Below are 19,889 nucleotides of genomic sequence, written 5' to 3' on the forward strand. Positions count from 1 at the left end.
GCAAGCAGTGGACCGGCGGGTCCGGCCGACTGAAGGACACGCCAGTCGCCGCGAAGGAGGGGGTACCGGCTGCAGGTCTCCGATCGGGTGGAGATCGTCAGCCGGACGGCGACCGGCGTGTTCTGAGCAAGCCGCAGCCTCCTGCAGATGCTGGTCCGCGAGAGTCCAGGCCTGGCCATCGTTCCGGTCGGCAGCGGTGAACTCTGGCTCTTCGGAACCAGCTAGTGCTGCGGGCGGTACTTGACGGTGCGCCCGTTCAGCGGCTGGAGCGGGCGGCTGTCGCCGTCGGGGAAGCGGGACTGGAAGTGGGTCAGCGAGGAGGACTTGATCTCGCGGATGTGGTTCAGGACGAGCCAGGAGACGGGCTCGGTGTAGGGATCTGTCGTCAATGAACCGTCATAGCGGAAGGTGGACAGGTCGGTCGGGAGCGCCGCGGCCAGGTTTGCGGCATGCAGGCGGACGTTCTCGCTGCACTCGGCGGGGACGGTGGCCAGGGCCTGGTCCTGGAGCGTGCCGCCGTGACCGCCGGTGGTGATGAACAGGCCGATCACCAGCTTCTCGCCGTTCGAGCCGATGTGCACCCAGTGCTGCTCGAGCGGGAACTGATGGCCGTCCAGGCGGTGCTCCGAGCGGGTGTGGAAGTGGAAGTTCGCCAGGTCGTAGCGAACTCCGCCGAGCGTCACCCAGGCGGCGCCGGCCGGGATCTCGGCCAGCACGGTCTCCTCGGCGGTGCGGTGCTCGCAGCCGTCGGGCTGGCCGGAGTCCTTGCGTTCGTAGCGGATCTCCAGGTCGAGCGAACGCGGGTAGTGCACGTGCAACGCCGGGAGGTCGTGGCTCACGACGGCTCCGCTGCGGTGGATGTCGATCGGGCTCTGGTGCGGCGTGGCGGCGCTCGCTCGGCTGATCAGGGCCGGGGATGCGATGGCGGCGGCAGCGGCGGGTACGGCGAATAGGACGGAACGCCGGGTCAAACCGGGCATGGGTGATTCTCCGAAACTGTGGGCAGAAGGCGGCCGGCCTCATCCGGTCGCCTGGAGCAGTATCTGCCCGATACCTGACGCGGACGACAACACCCCCGGTCAGGCTGCCCGAACGTGCCATCGTTGTGTTCGTCCGGTCCACTCCCGGGTCCCCGTGCGTACTGACTGGCAGACTCGATGCGTCAAGCAACGAGGTGACGGATTTCGGGGGAACTATGGAGACGTACGCGACGCTGGCCGGCCGTTACGACCAGTGGAATCTTTCGGTGGCCGGGCGGTTCCAGCAGGACGTCGTACTGGCCGAGGTCGGTGGACTGGCCGGGCGGACCGTCCTCGACGTGGGCTGCGGGACCGGTTTCTACAGCCGGCTGTGGGCCGCGCAGGGGGCAGACCGGGTCGTCGGGGTCGACCTGTCCGAGGAAATGATCGCGATCGCGGAGTCAGTGCCCGGCGAGATCGAGTACCTGATCGGCGACGCCGTCCTCGGCGCGCAAGACGGTCGCTTCGACCTCGTCACGGCGATGTGGCTGGTGAACCACGCGGAGACGCGGGCCGACCTGGACGCCATGATGAAGGGTTTCGCGGTCGCCGGTGACGACCTGCTGCTCGTGACCGCCAACGCCGACGCCGACTGGGACGTACTCGGCACTCAGGCCGGTCGCTACGGAGTCCAGCAGGAACCGAACGGCCCCGCGATCGACGGCCGGCAGCCGTACAAGGCCACGATCTCGTACGCCGGTGGCAGCTTCAGCTTCCAGTCCGGCAGCTGGGCGACCGACGTACTGCTCGAGGGCCTGCACGCAGCCGGCTATGACTCAGTACGGCGGGTTGTGGCAGGCGGGGACGCGCCGACCGAACTGGTCGACCGGCCGCCGTTCATGATCCTGCGGGCGACTAGGTCGCTTTGAGCAGCTCGGCCAGCCGAGTGGTGTCCTCCAAGTAGCGCTCGTACGGGAAACCCGCCTGGACGAGATACACCCGCAACTCCTCGACCAGCGGCTTACCGCTGTCGTGGAAGACGGCGCGGCCCGCCTCGGTGAGCGTGACCAGGCGGCGGCGGCGGTGGTCGGGGTCGGTGACGACCCGCACGTACCCGGCCGCCTCCAGCGGCTTCAGGGCCCGGCTGATCGCCGGGTCCGAGACCGCCGTCGCCTGCGCCAGCCGGTGCTGCGTGGCCGGCTCGAGGTCTTCCACGGCGCCGAGCAGCCGCAACTGGCTGTAGGTAAGGCCGCCGGAGTCGTCGGTCCGCCGGCGCCCGGCGTCGCCCACCATCAGTACGACGCGGTGCAACAAGTCTGCCAATCCTTCATCCACAGGGTGAGCATACACGGATCTTGACTTGTTAATATTAACCATGCAAGATTGACCTCATGAGCACACCGAGCTTCGTCGTCCAAACGTCCGTTCCCATGATCTGGCTGCTGCTGGCCGTCATCGGGGCCACCCTCAAGAACCGCCACAACACCTCCCCCGAGGCCAGGCTCGAGACCTGGCAGCGCTGGTGGGCCGGCGCCGCCCTCGGCGGCGGCAGCGCCTGGATGGTCGTCTCGTTCTTCACCATCCCCGGGGTGATGTCCGAGGCGATCGGCTTCAAGCAGACACCCTTCGAGTTCGAGATCGGCTGCGCCAACCTCTGCCTCGCCGTCCTGGCCTTCCGCGCCGCGTCCTCGAAGGCGTCGAACCGTGAGCGCCTCACCGTCGGCCTCGGCGCCGGCATGTTCCTCTGGGGCGCCGACCTCGGCCACCTGTACCAGTTCTTCTTCAAGGGTGACCACGCCCCCGGCAACACCGGCGGCGTCCTGGTCTACGACCTGCTGATCCCGGCCGTCATGATCGCCCTCGCCGTCCACGCCCAGCGCCAGGCCAAGGCCGCCGTACCGGCCACCGCCCAGCCCGTCCTCGCCTGATCCCCTCGTACTTTTGGCCGGGGCCGAAGTAGCCGCCCGTGCGATGTGGGACAGCGGTCCGCTCGGAAGAGTGAGCGGTGTCCACAGCGAGCTCGGGAGGAACGCGAGATGCGGAAGTCCTTGTCCCTGGTCGTTGCCGCCGCCACCGTGGCGACAGCACTGATCCCCAGTACGTCGCAAGCCCAACCAGAAGCAGCAGATCCAGAACCAGCAAGTGATGTGAAATGGGGCGCGTGCCCGGCGGACGTCTCGCCGGGCGTGCCCGTTCCACCGGGGATGCAGTGCGCAACCCTGAAGGTGCCGCTCGACTACGCCGATCCGTCCGGCCGCAAGATCGACATCGCGATCTCGCGAGTGGCCAGCAAGAACCCGGCCCAGCGCCGCGGGGTACTCCTGACGAACCCTGGCGGCCCCAGCGCCGGCCTCGGCTATCCGGCGCTCCTCGTGGCCGCCAAGCTGCCGCAGAGTGTTCTCGACAGTTATGACGTGATCGGATTCGATCCGCGCGGGATCGGGCACAGTACGCCGGTGACCTGCGGCCTGACGGCGGAACAGCAGCTCTACGGGAACATCCCGCCGTACGCGAAGAGCGCGGACGCCGTCGCCGACCGGGCGGTCGACGTCCAGCGGATCGCCAAGCAGTGCTGGAGCTCGAAGTCCGCCGCGCTGCTCCCCCACATCTCGACCGCCAATACCGCGCGTGACATGGACCAGATCCGCAGCGCGCTCGGCGAGGCGAAGACGTCGTACCTCGGCGCATCCTGGGGCACGCACCTCGGCGCGGTCTACACGACGCTCTTCCCCAACCGCAGCGACCGGATCGTGCTCGACAGCAATCTCGGGCCGGCCGGCTGGGACTACTCCAGCGAACGCCTGTGGAGCCAGGGGGTCGAGGACCGGTTCCCGGACTTCGCGGCGTACCTGGCGGCCAACTTCCGCGAGTACGGTCTCGGCCGGACGCCCGCTCAGGTGACAGCGAAGTACCACGAGCTGGCCGCGAGGCTCGACACGAAGCCCGTCGAGGGCGGCTACGACGGAGCCATGTTCCGGCTGCTCACGTTCGCCTATCTGTACGGCGCCACGCAGATGCCGGTACTTGCCCAGGCGTGGAAGGCGCTCGACGCGAACCAGCCGCCGCCACCGCCGCCCGGTAGCTCGACAAGTGTGGCCGAAGGCGCGGACCAGGTCATCTCGGGCCGGTACGCGATGATCTGCAACGACTCGCGCTGGCCGACGTCGGTCAAGACCTACCAGCGAGCGGTCGCCGTCGACCGGGTCCGCTACCCGCTGTTCGGTGCGGCCGGGGCCAACATCCAGCCGTGCGCCTACTGGCCGGACGCGACCGAGGCGCCGGTCCGCATCAACGACCACGGTCCGGCTAACGTGCTGATGGTGCAGAACCTCCGCGATCCCGCCACTCCCCTGGCCGGTGCCCGGAAGATGCGGCAGGCGTTCGGGCAGCGCGTCATGATGATCACCGCCGACGCCGGCGGTCACGGCGTCTACCTCTTCGGCCGGAACCAGTGCGCGAACTATCCGGTGACGACCTTCCTGACCACCGGTGTCCGCCCGGCGCACGACTACGGCTGCTCGGCCGCGGCGGCGCCCCGGTGACACGCTCCCGCGTCCTGATGATCGCCGAGATCGTGTTTCTCGTCGGGCTCAACCTCGACGACCTGATCCGGCGGCTCATCCTGGACGGCGCCCAGCCCGGCGAGATTCTCTACTTCTCGTCGGGCGCGGCCATCAGCGCGCTCGCGTTGCTGCGCCGCCGCTACCCCGAACGCACCGGGCAGCTCGCGGCCGTCGCGATCGCCATCTCGTTGCTGTGCAGCGGTGTCGGCTGGCTCACCAACCCGAGCGCACCCCTCGCCGGCGACTGCGAGTCCCTGGCGCTGGTGCTCCTGATCGGCGCGTGCTGTCATCGGCTCGCCTCGATCGGGGCCGGCGCGCTCGCGGTCCTGGGTGGGCTCGCGATGGTCGCCGCACCCCTACTCCGGTACGACGGCAACCAGCCGACTCTGACCGTGGCCATTGTCTGGGCGGTGCTGTGGGGCGTCGGATTGGCGGTCGGGCTGATGCTGCGGGACAGCGCCGCTCGTCGCGAGGCGGCGCTGGCCGCGGCGCGGAACCGGGAGCGGCTGGCGCTGGCCCGGGAACTGCACGACCTCGTCGCGCACCACATCACCGGCGTGGTCGTCCGCGCGCAGGCTGCCCAGGTGGTCCTTGCCGACAGCACCGAACACGAGATGCTCGGCGAGATCGAGCAGGCGGGCGCCGAGGCACTGGCCGCGGTACGACGATTGGTCGGCGTACTGCGCAGTCCGGAAGATGCACCGCCGGTGACGACCGGCGGTCTGGTCGCGGCGATCGAGTCCGTTGTCGATGGCAACGACCACGTCCGGCTCGAACTCGCCCCCGGGCTGGCCGAGCTGGCGGTTGCTCCGGAGACGGTCTCGACCGTCCACCGGATCGTCCTCGAATCCCTGACCAACGTCCGCAAGCACGCACCCGAAGCGCGCCAGGTGACAGTCGTGGTTGAGGTCGTGGATCGGAGGTTGCGCGCCGCGATCCGCAACGACGGTTCGACGCGCACTCGGCGTACGGCGGGTGGGTACGGACTGATCGGGATGGGCGAGCGGATCGATGCGCTCGGCGGCACGTTGACCGCCGGACCGGATGGCGAGGGCGGCTGGCGGGTACTCGCTGAGCTGCCCCTGCCCAAGGAGAAATCGTGACGCTGCGCGTTCTGCTGGCCGATGACCAGGCGCTGGTACGCACGGGGTTCCGGCTGATCCTGGAGCGTGAGCCCGGGATCGAGGTGGTCGGCGAGGCGGCCGACGGCAAGCAGGCCGTTGCCCTCGCCAAGGAACTCCGGCCGGACGTCACCTTGATGGACATCCGGATGCCGCTCGTCGACGGTCTGGCCGCGACCCGGATCCTGGCCGGTCCGGACGTCCGGAACCCGCTGCGGGTGCTCGTCGTGACGACCTTCGACCTCGATGAGCTCGTGCACGAGGCCCTCCGCGCCGGGGCCTGCGGTTTCCTGCTGAAGGACGCCGGCCCGCGGCTCCTGATCGAGGCCGTGCACGCGGCGGCGCATGGCGAGTCCCTGGTCTCCCCGTCGATCACCACTCGGCTGCTTGCCCAGTTCAGCGCGACGAGCGGGAAGGCGCGCCCCGCCGTACCGGCGCTCACGCAGCGCGAACTCGACGTCACGCTGGCAGTCGCCCGCGGCCGGACCAACGCCGAGATCACCAAGGAGCTGATGATCTCGCTGTCCACGGTGAAGTCGCACCTGACCTCGGTCCAGCGCAAGATCACCGCCCGCAACCGGACCGAGGTCGCCGTCTGGGCCTGGGAGTCCGGACTGCTGCGGTAAGCAGACAGGTTCTTCATAATCGGTCAGTACGATGCCAGGGTGGTCAGAGCTGAGCTCGTGGGGCGCCGTACGGAGAGCACCGAACTCGATCGCCTGATCGAGGCGGCCCGTGGCGGGCGCAGTGCGGTACTGGTACTGCGTGGCGAGCCGGGCGTCGGGAAGTCGGCGTTGCTCGAGGCGATGGAGGACCGGACCAACGGCTGCCGGTTCACCCGGACGGCCGGGGTCGAGGCCGAGATGGAGCTCGCGTACGCCGGTCTGTATCCGCTCTGCCGGCCGTTCCTGGCCGATCTCGACCGGCTGCCGGCCCCACTGGCCGAAGCCCTCGGTACGGCGTTCGGCCTGGTCAGCGGACCGACGCCGGACGCGTTCCTGGTCGGACTCGCCGTCCTGAACCTGTTCGCCGACGCGGCCGCCGACAAGCCGCTGGTGTGCGTGGTCGACGACGCACAGTGGCTGGACAAGATGTCCGAACTCATCCTCGCCTTCGTGGCCCGGCGGCTGAACGCCGAGGCGGTCGTGATGATCATTGCCGTCCGCAACGGCATCGAGCACGGCTTCACCGGACTGCGCGAACTGGAGCTCGCCGGGCTGGATCGCGCCGACGCGCAGACCCTGCTGGAGATGGCCCTGCCGGGGCTGGTCGATCCGCGGGTCAAGGACCGGATCGTCGCCGAGGCTCAGGGCAACCCGCTTGCCTTGCTCGAACTCCCGCACACCGGAGTCGGGCCCGCCAACTCCTCCGGCCGAACCGCGCTGATCGAGGAGAGCTTCGAACGGCGGCTGGACGAGTTGCCTACCGCCAGCCGACAACTCCTGACGTTGGCCGCTGCCGAACCACTCGGCGATCCGACGCTGCTCTGGCGAGCTGCCGAGCAGCTGGGTCTCGGCGCGGACGCGGCCACGACCGCGCTCGAGTCCGGGCTGATCACCTTCGGCACGCACATCCGGTTCCGGCATCCGCTGGTCCGATCGACGGCGTACCGAACGGCGACCGCATCGGATCTACAGGCTGCGCATCTGGCTCTGGCCGAGGTCACCGATCCGGATCGGGACGCGGACCGCCGTGCCTGGCACCGCGCGCAGGCCAGCCCAGTGCCCGACGAGGACGTGGCGGCCGACCTCGAGCGGTCCGCAGCCGGAGTTCGGGAACGCGGCGGGCACTTCGCGGCCGGTGCCTTCCTGGAGCGCGCGGTCGAGCTGACTCTCGATCCCGAACGGCGAGCCGAGCGACTGCTCGCCGCGGCGACCGCGCGGTGCGCCGGCGGTGCGCTCGATACCGCGCTCGGTCTGCTCGACAACCTGCAGAACAGCCCGCCCGACGAGCTGCGGTCGGCGCTGGCGCAGCGGTTGCGCGGTGAGATCCAGTTCGACCAAGGCGAGAACCGGGCCGCCGCCGCGACCCTGCTCGACGCCGCGCGCCGGCTCGAATCCTTGAAGCCTGATCTGGCGCAGAGCACGCACCTCGCGGCGATGGCAGCGGCGATCTGGGCCGCCGTCCCCGACACCACCGGGATCGTCGCGGAGGTTGCCGCGGCCATTCCGGGATCGCTCGACTCGGCGACTGGGGCGGAGGACTCGCTCCTGCATGCGCTTGCGGCGCGGTTCACCCGTGGCTATGTCGTGGCCGCCCCCGACCTGGCCAAGGCGGTTGCGGCTGGGTTGCGGGACCACTCCGACCAGGTGGCTGGGCACACGGTCGTCGGCATCGTCGCCGTGGACCTCTGGGATCTCGAGAGCGCGCGGCGACTGGTCGCTCGGCAGGAGCGGATCGCCCGGCAGACGGGAGCCCTGCTGCGCTTGCAGTTCGCGCTCGACTTCGGCGCGGCGCTGCTTTGCATCGGCGGCGACCTGACCGCTGCGGGCCGGATGGTCGACGAGCAACGCCGGATCGCGGCCGCGACCGGCAATCCATCGGTCGAGTACGGCGCCCTGCTGCTCACCGCCTTCCGTGGCGAACCGGCCACCGCGGCCGGACCGGATCGCGGTCGCGCGGGCGTGCTGACGACGTACGCGGAGGCCGTTCTGAACAATGGCCTCGGTCGCTACGAGATCGCCCGGGATGCCGCGCACTGGCTCTTCGAGCAGGAGGTGATCGGGTACAGCGCCCTGGTCGCCGGCGAGCTCGCCGAAGCCGCATCGCGGACCGGCGACAGCAAGCTGGTCGAGTCGACGCTCACGTGGTTGCGGGAGCGGGCGGCCGCCGTACCGACTGATTGGAGTCGTGGCCTCGAGGCGCGCGTCGAGGCGCTGCTGAACGGCGGCGAAGCGGAGTACCGGCGTTCGATCGAGTTCTACGACCGCACGAGTCTGCGGGGTGAAGCGGCCCGCGGTCGGCTCCTGTACGGCGAATGGCTGCGTCGCGAAGGCCGACGCGCGGATGCACGCGCCGAGCTGCGGACGGCGTACGACGTACTGACTGAGCTGGGGCTTGGGGCGTTCGCAGAGCGGGCGCGGCACGAGCTGCTCGCGACTGGCGAGACGGTCCGGAAGCGCTCGGTCGAGACGGCGAACGAGCTGACCACGCAGGAGGCGCAGATCGCCGGGCTGGCCCGGGACGGTCTGACCAATCCGGAGATCGCGGCGCAGCTCTTCCTCAGCCCGCGAACCGTCGAGTGGCACCTGCGGAAGACCTTCGCGAAGCTCGGCATCACGTCGCGGCGGCAGCTGCGGGACACGCTCCCCCGGTGACCAGTGGTCCTCCCAGTGTGCTCACTGGGGCGACCCGGCTCAGGTCTGGCGATGGTGGACGGACAAGTGTCAGTCCGCAGCTCAGAAGGAGCCCTCCCCATGACCGACCGCCGTCAGTTCCTCGGCCTGGCCGCCGCGAGTGCGGCAGCTGTCCAGTTCGGCGTACCGAACCTGGCCCAGGCCGCCACCACCAGTCACGGTGACGCCCGGATCCGGCCGTACAAGATCAAGGTGCCGCAGGCCGCGATCACCGATCTGCGGCGCCGGATCAAGGGCACCCGCTGGCCCGACCGCGAGACCGTTGCCGACCGCACCCAAGGCGCGCAGCTGAGCAAGCTCAAGCCGCTCGTCGAGTACTGGGGTTCGCACTACGACTGGCGCACGGTCGAGAACAAGCTGAACGCGCTGCCGCAGTTCATCACCTCGATCGACGGGCTGGACATCCAGTTCGCGCATATCCGGTCCAAGCACGCGAACGCGTTGCCGATGCTGATGACGCACGGCTGGCCGGGCTCGATCATCGAGCTGCTGAAGGTCATCGACCCGCTGACCAACCCGACCGCGCACGGCGGCAAGGCCGAGGACGCGTTCCACCTCGTGCTGCCGACGCTGCCGGGGTACGGGTTCTCCGGGCGGCCCACCAAGGTCGGCTGGAACCCGGGCCACATGGCGACCGCGTTCCACCAGCTGATGCAGCGGCTCGGCTACCCGGAGTACGTCTCGCAGGGCGGCGACTGGGGTGCGATCATCTCCGAGATCCTGGCCACCCAGGAACCCAAGGGCCTGCTCGGGATCCACATCAACATGCCGGGCACCGTTCCGGACGACGTACTGCGGCACCTGCGGAACTTCGATGCGGCACCGGCGAGCCTTTCGCCGCGGGAGAAGGTCGCCTACGACCGGCTGCTGCACTTCTACCGCGACGGCTTCGGCTACGCCGCGATGATGAACCAGAGCCCGCAGACGATCGGCTACGCGCTCGCCGACTCACCGGTCGCGATGGCGGCGTACTACTACGACAAGATCGCCGAGTGGACCGACAGCGGCGGCGTCCCGGAGAAGGTCCTCACCTACGACGAGATCCTGGACGCGATCTCGCTCTACTGGCTGACCAACACCGGTACGTCGTCCTCGCGCTCGTACTGGGAAGGCGCACAGGCGGGCGGTGGCCCGTTCAACGCCGTACCGATCCCGCGGGTGCCGGTCGCGGTCACCGTCTTCCCGGCCGAGATCTACCGCGCCCCGCGCAGCTGGGGCGAGAAGACCTTCGGCAACCTCATCCACTGGAACGAGGTCGACCGCGGCGGCCACTTCGCCGCCTGGGAACAGCCCAAGCTCCTCACCCAAGAACTCCGCACTGCCTTCAAAAAGCTCCGATAAGAGCTGTAAAAAGCTCCGATAAGAGCTGTAGGCAGTTGCGGTAGTGACCGTCGGTGGGCATCAGGGTCGGGGCGGACCCGATGCCCACCGGCTAGGTCAGCTCCACCACTTGGTGGTGGCGGCCAAGCCGTCCGCGGTGCCGTTCGTCGTGTCGAGCGCGTCGAGAGCGGCCACGGCCTGCTCGTCCAGCTCGAAGTCGAAGACTGCGAAGTTCTGCACGATGCGCTCGCGGTGCGTCGACTTCGGGATGACCGACAGACCCTTCTGGACGCCCCAGCGGATCAGGACCTGCGCGGGGGTGCGTCCGAGCTCCTCGGCGATCCGGCCGACGACCGCGTCGGTGAGGTGCTCGCCGGTGCCCAGCGGGCTGTAGGCCTGGGTGACCAGGCCCGCCTCGTTGCTCGCGTCGAGCAGCGCGCGGCGGTAGGCGAACGGGCTGAAGTAGACCTGGTTCACCGCGGCCGGGATCTCGGCCACCTTCGCCAGCTCGGCGAGCTCGGCGGCGCTGAAGTTCGAGACGCCGATGCCCTTCGACAGGCCCGCCGTACTGACCTTCTCCATCCCCGGCCAGGCCCAGGTCGGACCGCCCTGCGGCCAGTGGATCAGGTACAGGTCGAGATAGTCCGTGCCGAGCCGCTCCAGGCTCTTCTCGGCCTCGACGTACGGGTCGTCCTTGGCCGGCAGGAACTTCGTCGTCAGGAAGATCTCCTCGCGCGGAATCCCGCTCTCCCGGATCGCCTTCCCGACGCTGGCCTCGTTCCCGTAGCCCTGCGCGGTGTCGATCAGCCGGTAGCCGGCCTCCAGCGCCGCCGAGACAGCCTGCTCGGTCTGAGCGCCGTCCTCCACCTGCCACACACCCAGTCCCACCGCGGGGATCTCGGTACCGTTCAAAAGCTTCAACTGCGTCACGCAGTCCTCCTCGGGTTCGGGCTCACAACCCTACGCAACCCGTCAGCGGCCTCCGATCTTCCCGGGGCCTAGAGTTGCCCCCCATGGGCGACGCCGAGCACCTTCACCACCCGATCCTGCAGGCCGCGGCGGAGATTCTCGCCGCGCGCGGGCCGCTGACCGATGACGAGCTGTTCACCGAGCTGGGCCGCCGGGGCGTCGACCTCGGCGCGGATCCCGCGGAAGCCTGGGGAGGCGCCCTCGACGGCGAGCCCGACTCCCAGGTGGTGCTGCTCGCCGACGACCGCTGGGCCTGGTTGCCCACCCTGCTCGCCGGCCGCACGTTCGCCCGGCGGGTGACGGAGACCGAGGCCGCTCACGACGTCCTCTTCCTGACGCCCGACCTCACCGCGGCCGCGCTGTTGTTCGGAACCGAGGACGCGCAACTGCTCGACGGCACCCCCGTCGAGCTGATCGTTGTGCCCTTCGAGCCCAAGAAGCTCGAGGAGCGCGGCATCCCGCTCGAGGACATGACCGACTACGAGGTGGTCCTGCTCCCCGCGGGCTACTGGAGTGGCAAGGGCGTCAAGTCCGGTGACGTGATCGCCTTGCGGATCGCCGGCGACGGGCTCGGTCTCGAGGTTGCAGACGGCCTGGTCGGCACAAAAGCCAGTACGGCGACCGCCCACGCGCTGAACGTCCTCCTGGAGCGGCGTGAGCCCGAGCAGCTCGATGCCGCGATCTGGCTGTTGTGTGCCGAGGATCCCGAGCTCTTCCGCGAGCCGTTGCTACCGCTGGACGAGCTCTTCGCGGCGAACGGCCTGCGCCGGCTCGTCGACTTCTACGCGCGGGCCGATTTCGACTTCGAGGCCTGGCGCGCGGAGAGCCGGATCGCCAACGTGATGGAGCACTTCGAGCTGGACGAAGAAGAGGCCTTGGCCGTCATCGAGGCCAACAGGCTGTACGAGCAGGTGGACGACCTGTCCGAGCTGACCGAGGAGTCGCAGGAGCTGCTCACACTTCTGGACGAGCCGGTGGTCGCCCTCGCGTTACTGGAACACACGACTCGGTACGACGCCGGCAAGGCTGCTGCGCTGGCTCGGCTCACCAAGATCCTCGAGCCGCAACTGCCGAGGTCCGCTCGCCCCGCGCTGCTCTGGCTCCGGGCCAAGTCCCAGGAGCTGCTCGGCGACGTCGCGACCGCCGAACAGACGCTGCTGGCCGCCGAATCGCTCGATGCGGATTGGCCGCTGAGCCTCTTCGACCTGGCTCGCTATGCGTTCGACCGTGGTGACACCACCCGTGGTCTGTCACTGCTCGGCCGGATGGGTGCGCCCGACGACGACCAGATGCTGGAGGCCTTCCAGCGCTATCACGCGGCGCCCCGAACGGACATCGGGCGCAACGACGACTGCTGGTGCGGATCCGGGCGGAAGTACAAGAAGTGCCACCTCACCGGCGGCGCGCTCCCGCAGGAGGAGCGCGCGCTGTGGCTGTACGAGAAGGCCTGCCGGTACCTGATGGACCCGCCGCGCGAGGCCATGCACAGCCACTTGGCGGATGTCCGGGCCGAGTACGCCGAGACCGAGGAGGAGTTCTTCGACGCGGTCACCGATCCGCTCGTCATGGACGCGCTGCTGTTCGAAGGTGGCATCTTCGCGGAGTTCCTGAGCACCCGCGGTGTCCTGCTGCCGGACGACGAGCAACTGCTCGCGCAGCAATGGGTTCAGACGTCCCGCTCGGTGTACGAGGTCACCAAGGTGATCCCCGGTGCGCAGCTGACTCTGCGCGACCTGCGGAGCGGTGAGCTGGAGCAGGCTCGCGAACGCGCCGCCAGCCCCGAACTGACGACCGGCGATCTGGTCCTGGTCCGGATCGCCGAGTCGGGTGACGGTCCGGCGGTCTTCGGCGGCGTCGAGCTCGTCGCGCTGGACCAGCGCGACGAGCTCATCGCCTTGCTCGATTCCGGGCCGACCCCGGACGAGCTGATCGAGTTCAGCACCCGGCGCCCCGCGCACGCCGTACCGGAGGCTTAGTCAGCGGCGTTCGAGCTTCCAGATCTGGGGCTGGTGGTCGTTGCAGTACCAGATCTGGAGGTCGGCGCCGGGCGCGGTGGAGCCGCCGGCGACGTCGAGGCAGTGGCCGGAGTTCTGGCCGACGATCTTGTAGTAGTTGCGGCCGACGTTAACGAACTTCCAGCGCTGCCAGCCGCCGTCCTGGCAGGCGAACTGCTGGATCTTCGCGCCGGGCTCGAACGAGTTCTTCGTGACCTCGACGCAGAGCTGGCTGTTCACGCCCTTCATCCGGTAGAAGCCGTTGCCCTCGGCAGTGAACTGGAAGTTCTGCGGGCCGAGGCCGTTGCAGTACCACTGCTGGATGCGGCCGCCGTACTCACGAGAGTCCGCGGCGACGTCCATGCAGTAGGTGCTCTGCGCACTGATCAGCCGGTACGTCGCGCCGCCGATCACGTCGGTGTCCGTCTGCGTGCCGTTCGTGGAACCGGTCGCGAAGAAGGTCTCGCAGTCGCCGTTGCTGAAGTCGCTCGCCAGCTGCAGAACGTGGTTGCCGTCGGCCGAACCGACCAGCGGCGAACTGTAGTTCGGGCAGTAGTTGTCGTATGGGTTCGGGACCTTCACCGGCGACTCGAGTTCGTACCAGAAACCGTTGCCACCCTCGGTGCTGGCCAGAATCGTCCGGCCGTTGTCCGCGGCAACCGAACCGTTGCCGTTCAGCAGGATCTGGCCGATCAGCAACAGCTTGCCGCCGGCCACCGCGATGGTCGGTGCATGCGCGAAGTACTTGCCATCCACGGTCTGCGGCCTGCTGCCGAGGTCGCTCGGCGAACCCCAGTTCCAGCCGTCACTCGAGGTGCGCTTGTGGACCACGCAGTTGTACTGGCCGCTGATGCCGCAGATCTCGTAAACCATGATGTAGAAGCCGGGGTTGACCTGCCGCACCACCGGCATCCCGGGACGCTGACCGCCGTTCGTGCTCTGCACTGTCGGCACCCGGTCGGTCCAGTTGACGCCGTCGCTGCTGCGGACCTCCATCAGCTTCTGGCTGTGCACGCCGTCCGTCTCGTCCGCGTAGTGACAGACCAGGCGGCCGTCCGACGCCACCGAGAACTCCGGCTCCCACAGGCCGCGGTCGTTCGGCGCGACCGCGCAGTTCGACAGGTAGCTCCAGGTCCGGCCGATGTCGTTGCTCTTCCAGATCCGGATCGCCATCGGACGATCGTTCGACCCGACCGAGCCCGCCCACAGCAAGGTGCCGGCCGGCATCGACCCGACCTGACGCGGCAGCTCGAACAGGGTCGCGCAGCACAAGCCCTGGTTGTTGGCCGCCTCCGGGTCGCCGGCCGCACCGACCTCAGCGAAGCTCACGCCGTCGTTCGTGCTCTCGTGGATCACGCCGACCCCGCTCGCCGCGCCACGGAACGAGACGACGCTCGCCAGGATCCGGCCGTTCGCGGCGCCGCTGTTCTGCAGGCGGATCGCGCGCGGATACAGACTCGCTCCACCAGGCTGCAGCAGCGTGCCGCTCGCAGCCGGAACAGCGGCCTGGGCCACTGGAACCAGCCCAGCCATCAGGAGCACGCCGGTGACCAGCAACAGCAAGAGACGTTTCATCGAAGCTCCAATGCGTCGGGGCGGAGACGGACTTCGGTTACAACGATGTATCAAGAACCCTGTCACCGATCTGTCAAACGCACAACGGCAAGCAGTGACGTGGGCCGGAACACATGCTTAACTGCGTGAATTAACTGACGCGACTCTCTCGGAGGTGCTGGATGGCTCCCCTGTCCCGGCGGGATCTACTGAAACGAACGGGCGGCCTGGCCGCGCTCGCGGCGCTCACCGCCGCCTGCGGAGGCAATACCGGACGGCCGTCGACCGGAGGTGGCGGCGGCGCGGGAGTGAATCTGTCGCAGTGGTACCACCAGTACGGCGAGGCCGGCACCAAGGAGGCGGCGCTCAAGTACGCGAAGGGCTACACCGGCGCGAACGTGGCCGTGGAGTGGACGCCCGGCGACTACGCGAGCAAGCTCGCCTCCGGGCTGCTGTCGAACGGCGGACCGGACATCTTCGAGAGCCAGCTGAACGTCGGCATGGTGAAGAGCAACCAGGTCGTGCCGCTGGACGACATCCTCGGCGACGCCAAGGACGACTTCAACCCGAACGACCTGAAGACGAACTCGATCGACGGCAAGGTCTACGGCATCAAGATGATCGACGACCCGCAGATCTTCTACTACCGCAAGAGCCTGTTCGACAAGGCCGGGATCAAGCCGCCGGAGACGGTCGACGACCTGATCGCGGCGGCCAAGGCGCTCACCACCGACAAGATCAAGGGCATCTTCGTCGGGAACGACGGCGGCGTGATCGTCGGCGGACCGGCGCTCTGGTCGTCCGGCGGCGCCTACCTGACCGAGGACAACAAGCCCGGGTTCACCGGCGAGCGGGCGGCCCAGGCCTTCTCGAAGCTGCACGAGCTCTACGAGAGCAAGTCGCTGCTGCTGGGCGCTCCGGCCGACTGGTCCGACCCGAGTGCGTTCGTGCAGGGCCTGACCGCGATCCAGTGGTGTGGCCTGTGGGCGATGCCGACGATCCAGAAGTCGCTTGGTGACGACTTCGGGGTCTTCGCGTATCCGAAGTTAGACGCCCAGGGCCGGCCCTCGCTGCCGTCCGGCGGCTGGACGCAGTTCGTGTCGGCGAAGAGCCCGAACGTCGAGGCGGCCAAGGCGTTCGTGAAGTGGCTGTGGGTGGACAACCTGGAGTTCCAGGAGGACTGGAACCTCAACTACGGCTTCCACATCCCGCCGCGCAAGTCGCTGGCCGCGAAGGCGACCAAGCTGCAGAGCGGTGTCGCCGCCGAGGTGGTCAAGCTCAACCAGGACCACGGCATCGTCGACCTGCCGGCCTGGACCCCGAAGATGATCACCGCCTTCAACGACCTCACCACCAACGTGATCCGCAAGGGCGCGGACCCGGCGGCCGAGATCACCAAGGCCGAGAAGACGGTGACCACCGAACTGTCGCGGCTGTTCGGCTAGAGGCTCAGACCTTTATCGGGCAGAGCACCCGCCACAGCGGGATGAACGCGGGCTGATCGGGCTGGCCGGTGAGGTAGCCGGTCAGCCCGGCCTGCTCGGCCGCGGTGATCTCGGCCGGGGTCTCACCTTCGTAGAACGACCGGCACGGGGACGCGTTCGCCTTCCCGCGCTCGAACAGGGCCAACGCCGGCTTCGACTCGGCCTTGGTCCGCGGGGTCAGGATCCGGTCGCCGAACAGCGTCCAGGGGAACGGGTCCGCCTCGGCCCACTGACCGTCGACGTACGCCTTGGTCGCCGCCGCGCGCTCGGCATCGGTGGCGCCCCACTCCGGCGGCACGTTGGTGATCAGACCGATCGGTACGCCGACGCTGCGCAACTGCCGGAGATGCCGGAGCGCTCCCGGCATCCAGGTCATCTTGCCGGCGACCGAGGTGTCGACGAGCGTGTTGCCCAGGTCGAACCAGACGGCCGAGCAGCGCGCGGGGTGTTGTGCGGGTCGTTGCGCCGTCGGTGCCGTCGCCGAGGGGTACAGCGCGGCGGGTGCTGCCGTTGCCGTGGTGGGCAGGGCGAACAGAAGACTGGCCGCGGCGCCTGCCGCGACCAGTCGGGCGATGTACTTCACTGGACCTCCGAGCGCCCGTCCGCCCCCGTGGAATCTGCTGAGAGGGGCGGTGGCGCGGTCGATTCTCGGTGGATGAGCCGGTTGACGCTCCGGACAGACGGCTCAGGGGCGGGTTTGCCGAGGATCTCGGCGAGCAGGCGATGGATCCCGTCGCGACCCTGCGACTCGCGATCGACGGCCACCGTCGACAACGACGGGAGCGCGTATCTGCCGTACTCGTCGTCGTCCCATCCGAACACACTAAGGTCGCCGGGCACGCTCCAGCCGCGTGCCCGCGCGCCGCGGATCACCCCGACCGCGGCGAGGTCACAGGCGGCGACCACCGCCGTCACTCCACAGCCGTCCGGCAGACTCGCGATCGCGTCCACCCCTGACTGCCCGGTCCAGTCACCGTCGTACACGCCGACCGACTCCAGGCCGAGGCGCTCGATCGTCTCCAGGTAGACGCGCTTGCGGTTACGCCCCGAGGCGAAGCTCTGGTCACCCGCCACGTGCAGGAACCGGCGGTGGCCGAGCGAGCTCAGGTGCTCGATGATCTCCCCGATCTCGGCCGCCCCGGCGAGCTCGCCCAGCACGTGCAGCCGCTCGTCGTAGCTCTCGCTCCGGACAATCGGAATTCCCAGCGATTTCGTCTTGAGATCGATCGAAGCCGCTCCTATATCAATTGAAGACAGCGCAAGAATTCCGTCGACCTGGCCGGATCGCGCCAAATCCTCAATGCGCGCCGCACGCGCCTTCGGGCCGCCCTCGACACTGACGATTTCGATCTGGTAGCCGGCCTGATGGGCAGTCTCGGACGCCGCCGCGAGCTGCCGGCCGGGGAAATGCGGACCGGTCGCGAGAACGATCGCGAGCCGGTTCGTCCGGCGGGTCCGCATCGATCGGGCGACCAGATTGGGCCGATAGTCGAGCGTCTTCACGGCGAATTCGACCTTGACCCTGGTCTGCGGCTTCAGGCTGTCCTTGTCCTGCAGGTACCGCGAGACGGTGGTGTGCGAGACACCGGCCAGCCGTGCCACCTCGTGGATCGTCGACGGCCGCTTCTCCCCCGGTTCGCTCACGGGCAGCAGGTTAGCCGATCCGGCGAACTCTTGACACCCTCCACGGGCTGCGGTTAGCTACCGGCTCAGAAGTGGATCGATCACTTTTTATTGCGCCTCCCCTGTAAAGGAGGAAAGTGTCTCTGCTCACGCGCTTACGCCGCGACTATCCAGTCCTCCTGTTGGCGATCCCCGGTCTCCTGATCATCTTCGCTTTCCATTATTTTCCGCTCTGGGGCAATGTCATCGCCTTCCAGGATTACCAGCCCTATCTCGGGGTCGGCAAGAGTCTCTGGACCTACCTCGGCAATTTCTCGACGATCGTCGACGGCGACCCGGAGTTCCTGAACGCGGTCAAGAACACGCTGGTGCTGACCGCGATCCAGACCGTCATCGTGTTCCCGGCGCCGATCGTGGTGGCGCTGACCCTGCACAGCCTGCTGTCGAACCGGATCCGCCAGTTCGTCCAGACCGTCATCTACCTGCCGCACTTCATGTCCTGGGTGATCGTGGTCGCGGTCTTCCAGCAGATGCTGGGCGGGACCGGGATGATCAACAACTGGCTGCGCTCGCACGGGTACGACCCGATCCACGTGATCGGGAACGCCGACGCGTTCCGGGCGCTGCTGACCTCGCAGGTGATGTGGAAGGACACCGGCTGGGCGACGATCCTGTTCCTCGCCGTGCTGTCCCAGATCGACCGCGCCCTCTACGAGGCGTCCGCGGTCGACGGCGCCGGCCGCTGGAAGCAGACCTGGCACGTGACACTGCCCGGCCTGAAGCCGATCATCATCCTGCTGCTGATCCTCAAGCTCGGCGACTCGCTGACGGTCGGCTTCGAGCAGATCATCCTCCAGCAACCCGCGGTCGGGGCTGATGCGAGCGAAGTGCTCGACACCTACGTCTTCAACAACGGCATCCTCGGCGGTGACTGGGGAACTTCGGCCGCGGTCGGCCTGGTGAAGAGCGTGGTCGCGCTGATCCTGGTGCTCGGCGCCAACAAACTGGCTCATCGCCTCGGCGAGGAAGGGGTGTACCGCGGATGACGCGACAGCAGGTGCTGGTCGGCGGGATGCCACCGCCGAGCCGGCTCGAGAGCATCGTGAAGGCGATCTTCCTGACCGCGATCTGCCTGGTGGTGGTCGTGCCGTTCATCGGGGTCGTCTCCACCAGCCTCGCCTCCCCCGAGCAGGTCATCAAGTCCGGCGGGTTCGTGCTGTTTCCCACGCACGGGATCGACTGGTCGGCGTACCGATCGATCCTGTCCGGCGGGACGGTGACGCAGTCCCTCCTGGTGAGCGGCTTCATCACCGTCATCGGTACGGCGATCGCCCTGTTCCTGACCTGCACTCTCGGCTGGGCGCTGAGCCGGCGCGGGAGTGTCGGCAACAAGCCGCTGCTGCTGCTTGTGCTGATCAGCCTGCTGTTCAACCCCGGACTGATCCCGAGCTACCTGGTGGTTCAGCAGTTCGGGCTGCTGGACAGTCTGTGGGCGGTCATCCTGCCGGTGTCGGTGAGCGCGTTCAACGTGATCGTCGTCCGCGCGTACTTCGTCGGTCTGCCGGCCGAGGTGCTCGACTCGGCCCGGATCGACGGCGCCTCGGAGTGGAAACTCTTCTGGTACATCGGCCTGCCGCTGTCCAAGGCGGTCGTGGCGGTGGTCGGACTGTTCTACGGCGTCGGCTACTGGAACAGCTTCTTCGGCGCCCTGCTCTACCTGAACGACAGCAGCAAATGGCCGCTGCAGCTCGTACTGCGGACCTACGTGGTCAACGGCGTCGAGATCGGCGCCCAGGACCTCGGCGCGGCCGGTGAGGCGCTGCCGCCGCAGACCTCCATCCAGATGGCGATCCTGATGATCTCGATCGTCCCGATCCTGTGTGTGTATCCGTTCATCCAGCGGCACTTCGCCAAGGGTGTGCTGACCGGAGCGGTGAAGGGCTGAC

General features: G+C 68.4%; 17 protein-coding genes. 11 read left to right on the forward strand and 6 right to left on the reverse strand.

Annotated features, from left to right (window positions below):
* Positions 1 to 221: 221 nt before the first annotated feature.
* Positions 222 to 980: a carbonic anhydrase family protein gene (locus OG474_RS42675; RefSeq protein WP_405059387.1), complete on the reverse strand. Its 759-nt coding sequence runs from the start codon at positions 978 to 980 to the stop codon at positions 222 to 224.
* Positions 981 to 1,174: 194 nt separating this feature from the next.
* Here OG474_RS42675 and OG474_RS42680 point away from each other — a divergent pair, with 194 nt between their 5' ends.
* Entirely contained in the window at positions 1,175 to 1,888 is a 714-nt protein-coding gene (locus OG474_RS42680; protein WP_405059388.1) for a class I SAM-dependent methyltransferase, read from the forward strand.
* Here the strand turns inward: OG474_RS42680 and OG474_RS42685 are convergent.
* Positions 1,875 to 2,294, reverse strand: coding sequence for a MarR family winged helix-turn-helix transcriptional regulator (locus OG474_RS42685; protein WP_405059389.1), 420 nt, complete (start codon positions 2,292 to 2,294; stop codon positions 1,875 to 1,877). The genes OG474_RS42680 and OG474_RS42685 overlap by 14 nt on opposite strands.
* A 56-nt stretch (positions 2,295 to 2,350) precedes the next feature.
* Here OG474_RS42685 and OG474_RS42690 point away from each other — a divergent pair, with 56 nt between their 5' ends.
* From OG474_RS42690 to OG474_RS42715, 6 genes are all read left to right on the forward strand, one after another.
* Positions 2,351 to 2,887, forward strand: a complete 537-nt coding sequence (locus OG474_RS42690; RefSeq protein ID WP_405059390.1) for a DUF6790 family protein — start codon at positions 2,351 to 2,353, stop codon at positions 2,885 to 2,887.
* 108 nt (positions 2,888 to 2,995) lie between these two features.
* Entirely contained in the window at positions 2,996 to 4,501 is a 1,506-nt protein-coding gene (locus OG474_RS42695; protein ID WP_405059391.1) for an alpha/beta hydrolase, read from the forward strand.
* A complete protein-coding gene (locus OG474_RS42700) occupies positions 4,498 to 5,625 on the forward strand; it encodes a sensor histidine kinase (protein ID WP_405059392.1) in 1,128 nt (375 codons plus the stop codon). The genes OG474_RS42695 and OG474_RS42700 overlap by 4 nt, the downstream gene beginning before the upstream one ends.
* Positions 5,622 to 6,269 carry a response regulator gene (locus tag OG474_RS42705; RefSeq protein WP_405059393.1) on the forward strand — a complete coding sequence of 216 codons (648 nt, stop codon included), beginning with the start codon at positions 5,622 to 5,624 and terminating at the stop codon, positions 6,267 to 6,269. Before OG474_RS42700 ends, OG474_RS42705 begins: the two co-directional genes overlap by 4 nt.
* A 39-nt stretch (positions 6,270 to 6,308) precedes the next feature.
* Positions 6,309 to 8,960 (forward strand): ATP-binding protein, encoded by a 2,652-nt coding sequence (locus OG474_RS42710; RefSeq protein WP_405059394.1) that lies wholly within the window; start codon positions 6,309 to 6,311, stop codon positions 8,958 to 8,960.
* 99 nt (positions 8,961 to 9,059) lie between these two features.
* Entirely contained in the window at positions 9,060 to 10,340 is a 1,281-nt protein-coding gene (locus OG474_RS42715) for an epoxide hydrolase family protein (protein WP_405059395.1), read from the forward strand.
* Between the two features lie 96 nt (positions 10,341 to 10,436).
* Here OG474_RS42715 and OG474_RS42720 read toward each other — a convergent pair whose 3' ends face one another.
* A complete protein-coding gene (locus tag OG474_RS42720; protein WP_405059396.1) occupies positions 10,437 to 11,249 on the reverse strand; it encodes an aldo/keto reductase in 813 nt (270 codons plus the stop codon).
* An 83-nt stretch (positions 11,250 to 11,332) separates the two neighbouring features.
* On the opposite strand from OG474_RS42720, the gene OG474_RS42725 reads away from it, so the two are divergent.
* Positions 11,333 to 13,264, forward strand: a complete 1,932-nt coding sequence (locus tag OG474_RS42725; RefSeq protein WP_405059397.1) for an SEC-C metal-binding domain-containing protein — start codon at positions 11,333 to 11,335, stop codon at positions 13,262 to 13,264.
* Here the strand turns inward: OG474_RS42725 and OG474_RS42730 are convergent, their stop codons facing one another.
* Positions 13,265 to 14,857, reverse strand: coding sequence for an RICIN domain-containing protein (locus OG474_RS42730; protein WP_405059398.1), 1,593 nt, complete (start codon positions 14,855 to 14,857; stop codon positions 13,265 to 13,267).
* Between the two features lie 161 nt (positions 14,858 to 15,018).
* Between OG474_RS42730 and OG474_RS42735 the strand changes: the two genes are divergently transcribed.
* Positions 15,019 to 16,281, forward strand: coding sequence for an ABC transporter substrate-binding protein (locus OG474_RS42735; protein ID WP_405059399.1), 1,263 nt, complete (start codon positions 15,019 to 15,021; stop codon positions 16,279 to 16,281).
* A gap of 4 nt (positions 16,282 to 16,285) precedes the next feature.
* Here OG474_RS42735 and OG474_RS42740 read toward each other — a convergent pair whose 3' ends face one another.
* Positions 16,286 to 16,903 carry an HAD family hydrolase gene (locus OG474_RS42740; protein ID WP_405059400.1) on the reverse strand — a complete coding sequence of 206 codons (618 nt, stop codon included), beginning with the start codon at positions 16,901 to 16,903 and terminating at the stop codon, positions 16,286 to 16,288.
* Positions 16,900 to 17,964, reverse strand: a complete 1,065-nt coding sequence (locus OG474_RS42745) for a LacI family DNA-binding transcriptional regulator (protein ID WP_405059401.1) — start codon at positions 17,962 to 17,964, stop codon at positions 16,900 to 16,902. The genes OG474_RS42740 and OG474_RS42745 overlap by 4 nt, the downstream gene beginning before the upstream one ends.
* 116 nt (positions 17,965 to 18,080) lie before the next feature.
* On the opposite strand from OG474_RS42745, the gene OG474_RS42750 reads away from it, so the two are divergent.
* Both OG474_RS42750 and OG474_RS42755 read left to right on the forward strand, forming a co-directional pair.
* Entirely contained in the window at positions 18,081 to 18,989 is a 909-nt protein-coding gene (locus OG474_RS42750) for an ABC transporter permease (protein ID WP_405059402.1), read from the forward strand.
* Complete coding sequence (locus OG474_RS42755) at positions 18,986 to 19,888, forward strand: carbohydrate ABC transporter permease (RefSeq protein ID WP_405059403.1); 903 nt, start codon at positions 18,986 to 18,988, stop codon at positions 19,886 to 19,888. The genes OG474_RS42750 and OG474_RS42755 overlap by 4 nt, the downstream gene beginning before the upstream one ends.
* The last annotated feature ends 1 nt before the right edge of the window (position 19,889 follow it).

This window comes from Kribbella sp. NBC_01505 (assembly GCF_045040285.1).
In the GTDB taxonomy this organism is placed as follows: Bacteria; Actinomycetota; Actinomycetes; order Propionibacteriales; family Kribbellaceae; genus Kribbella.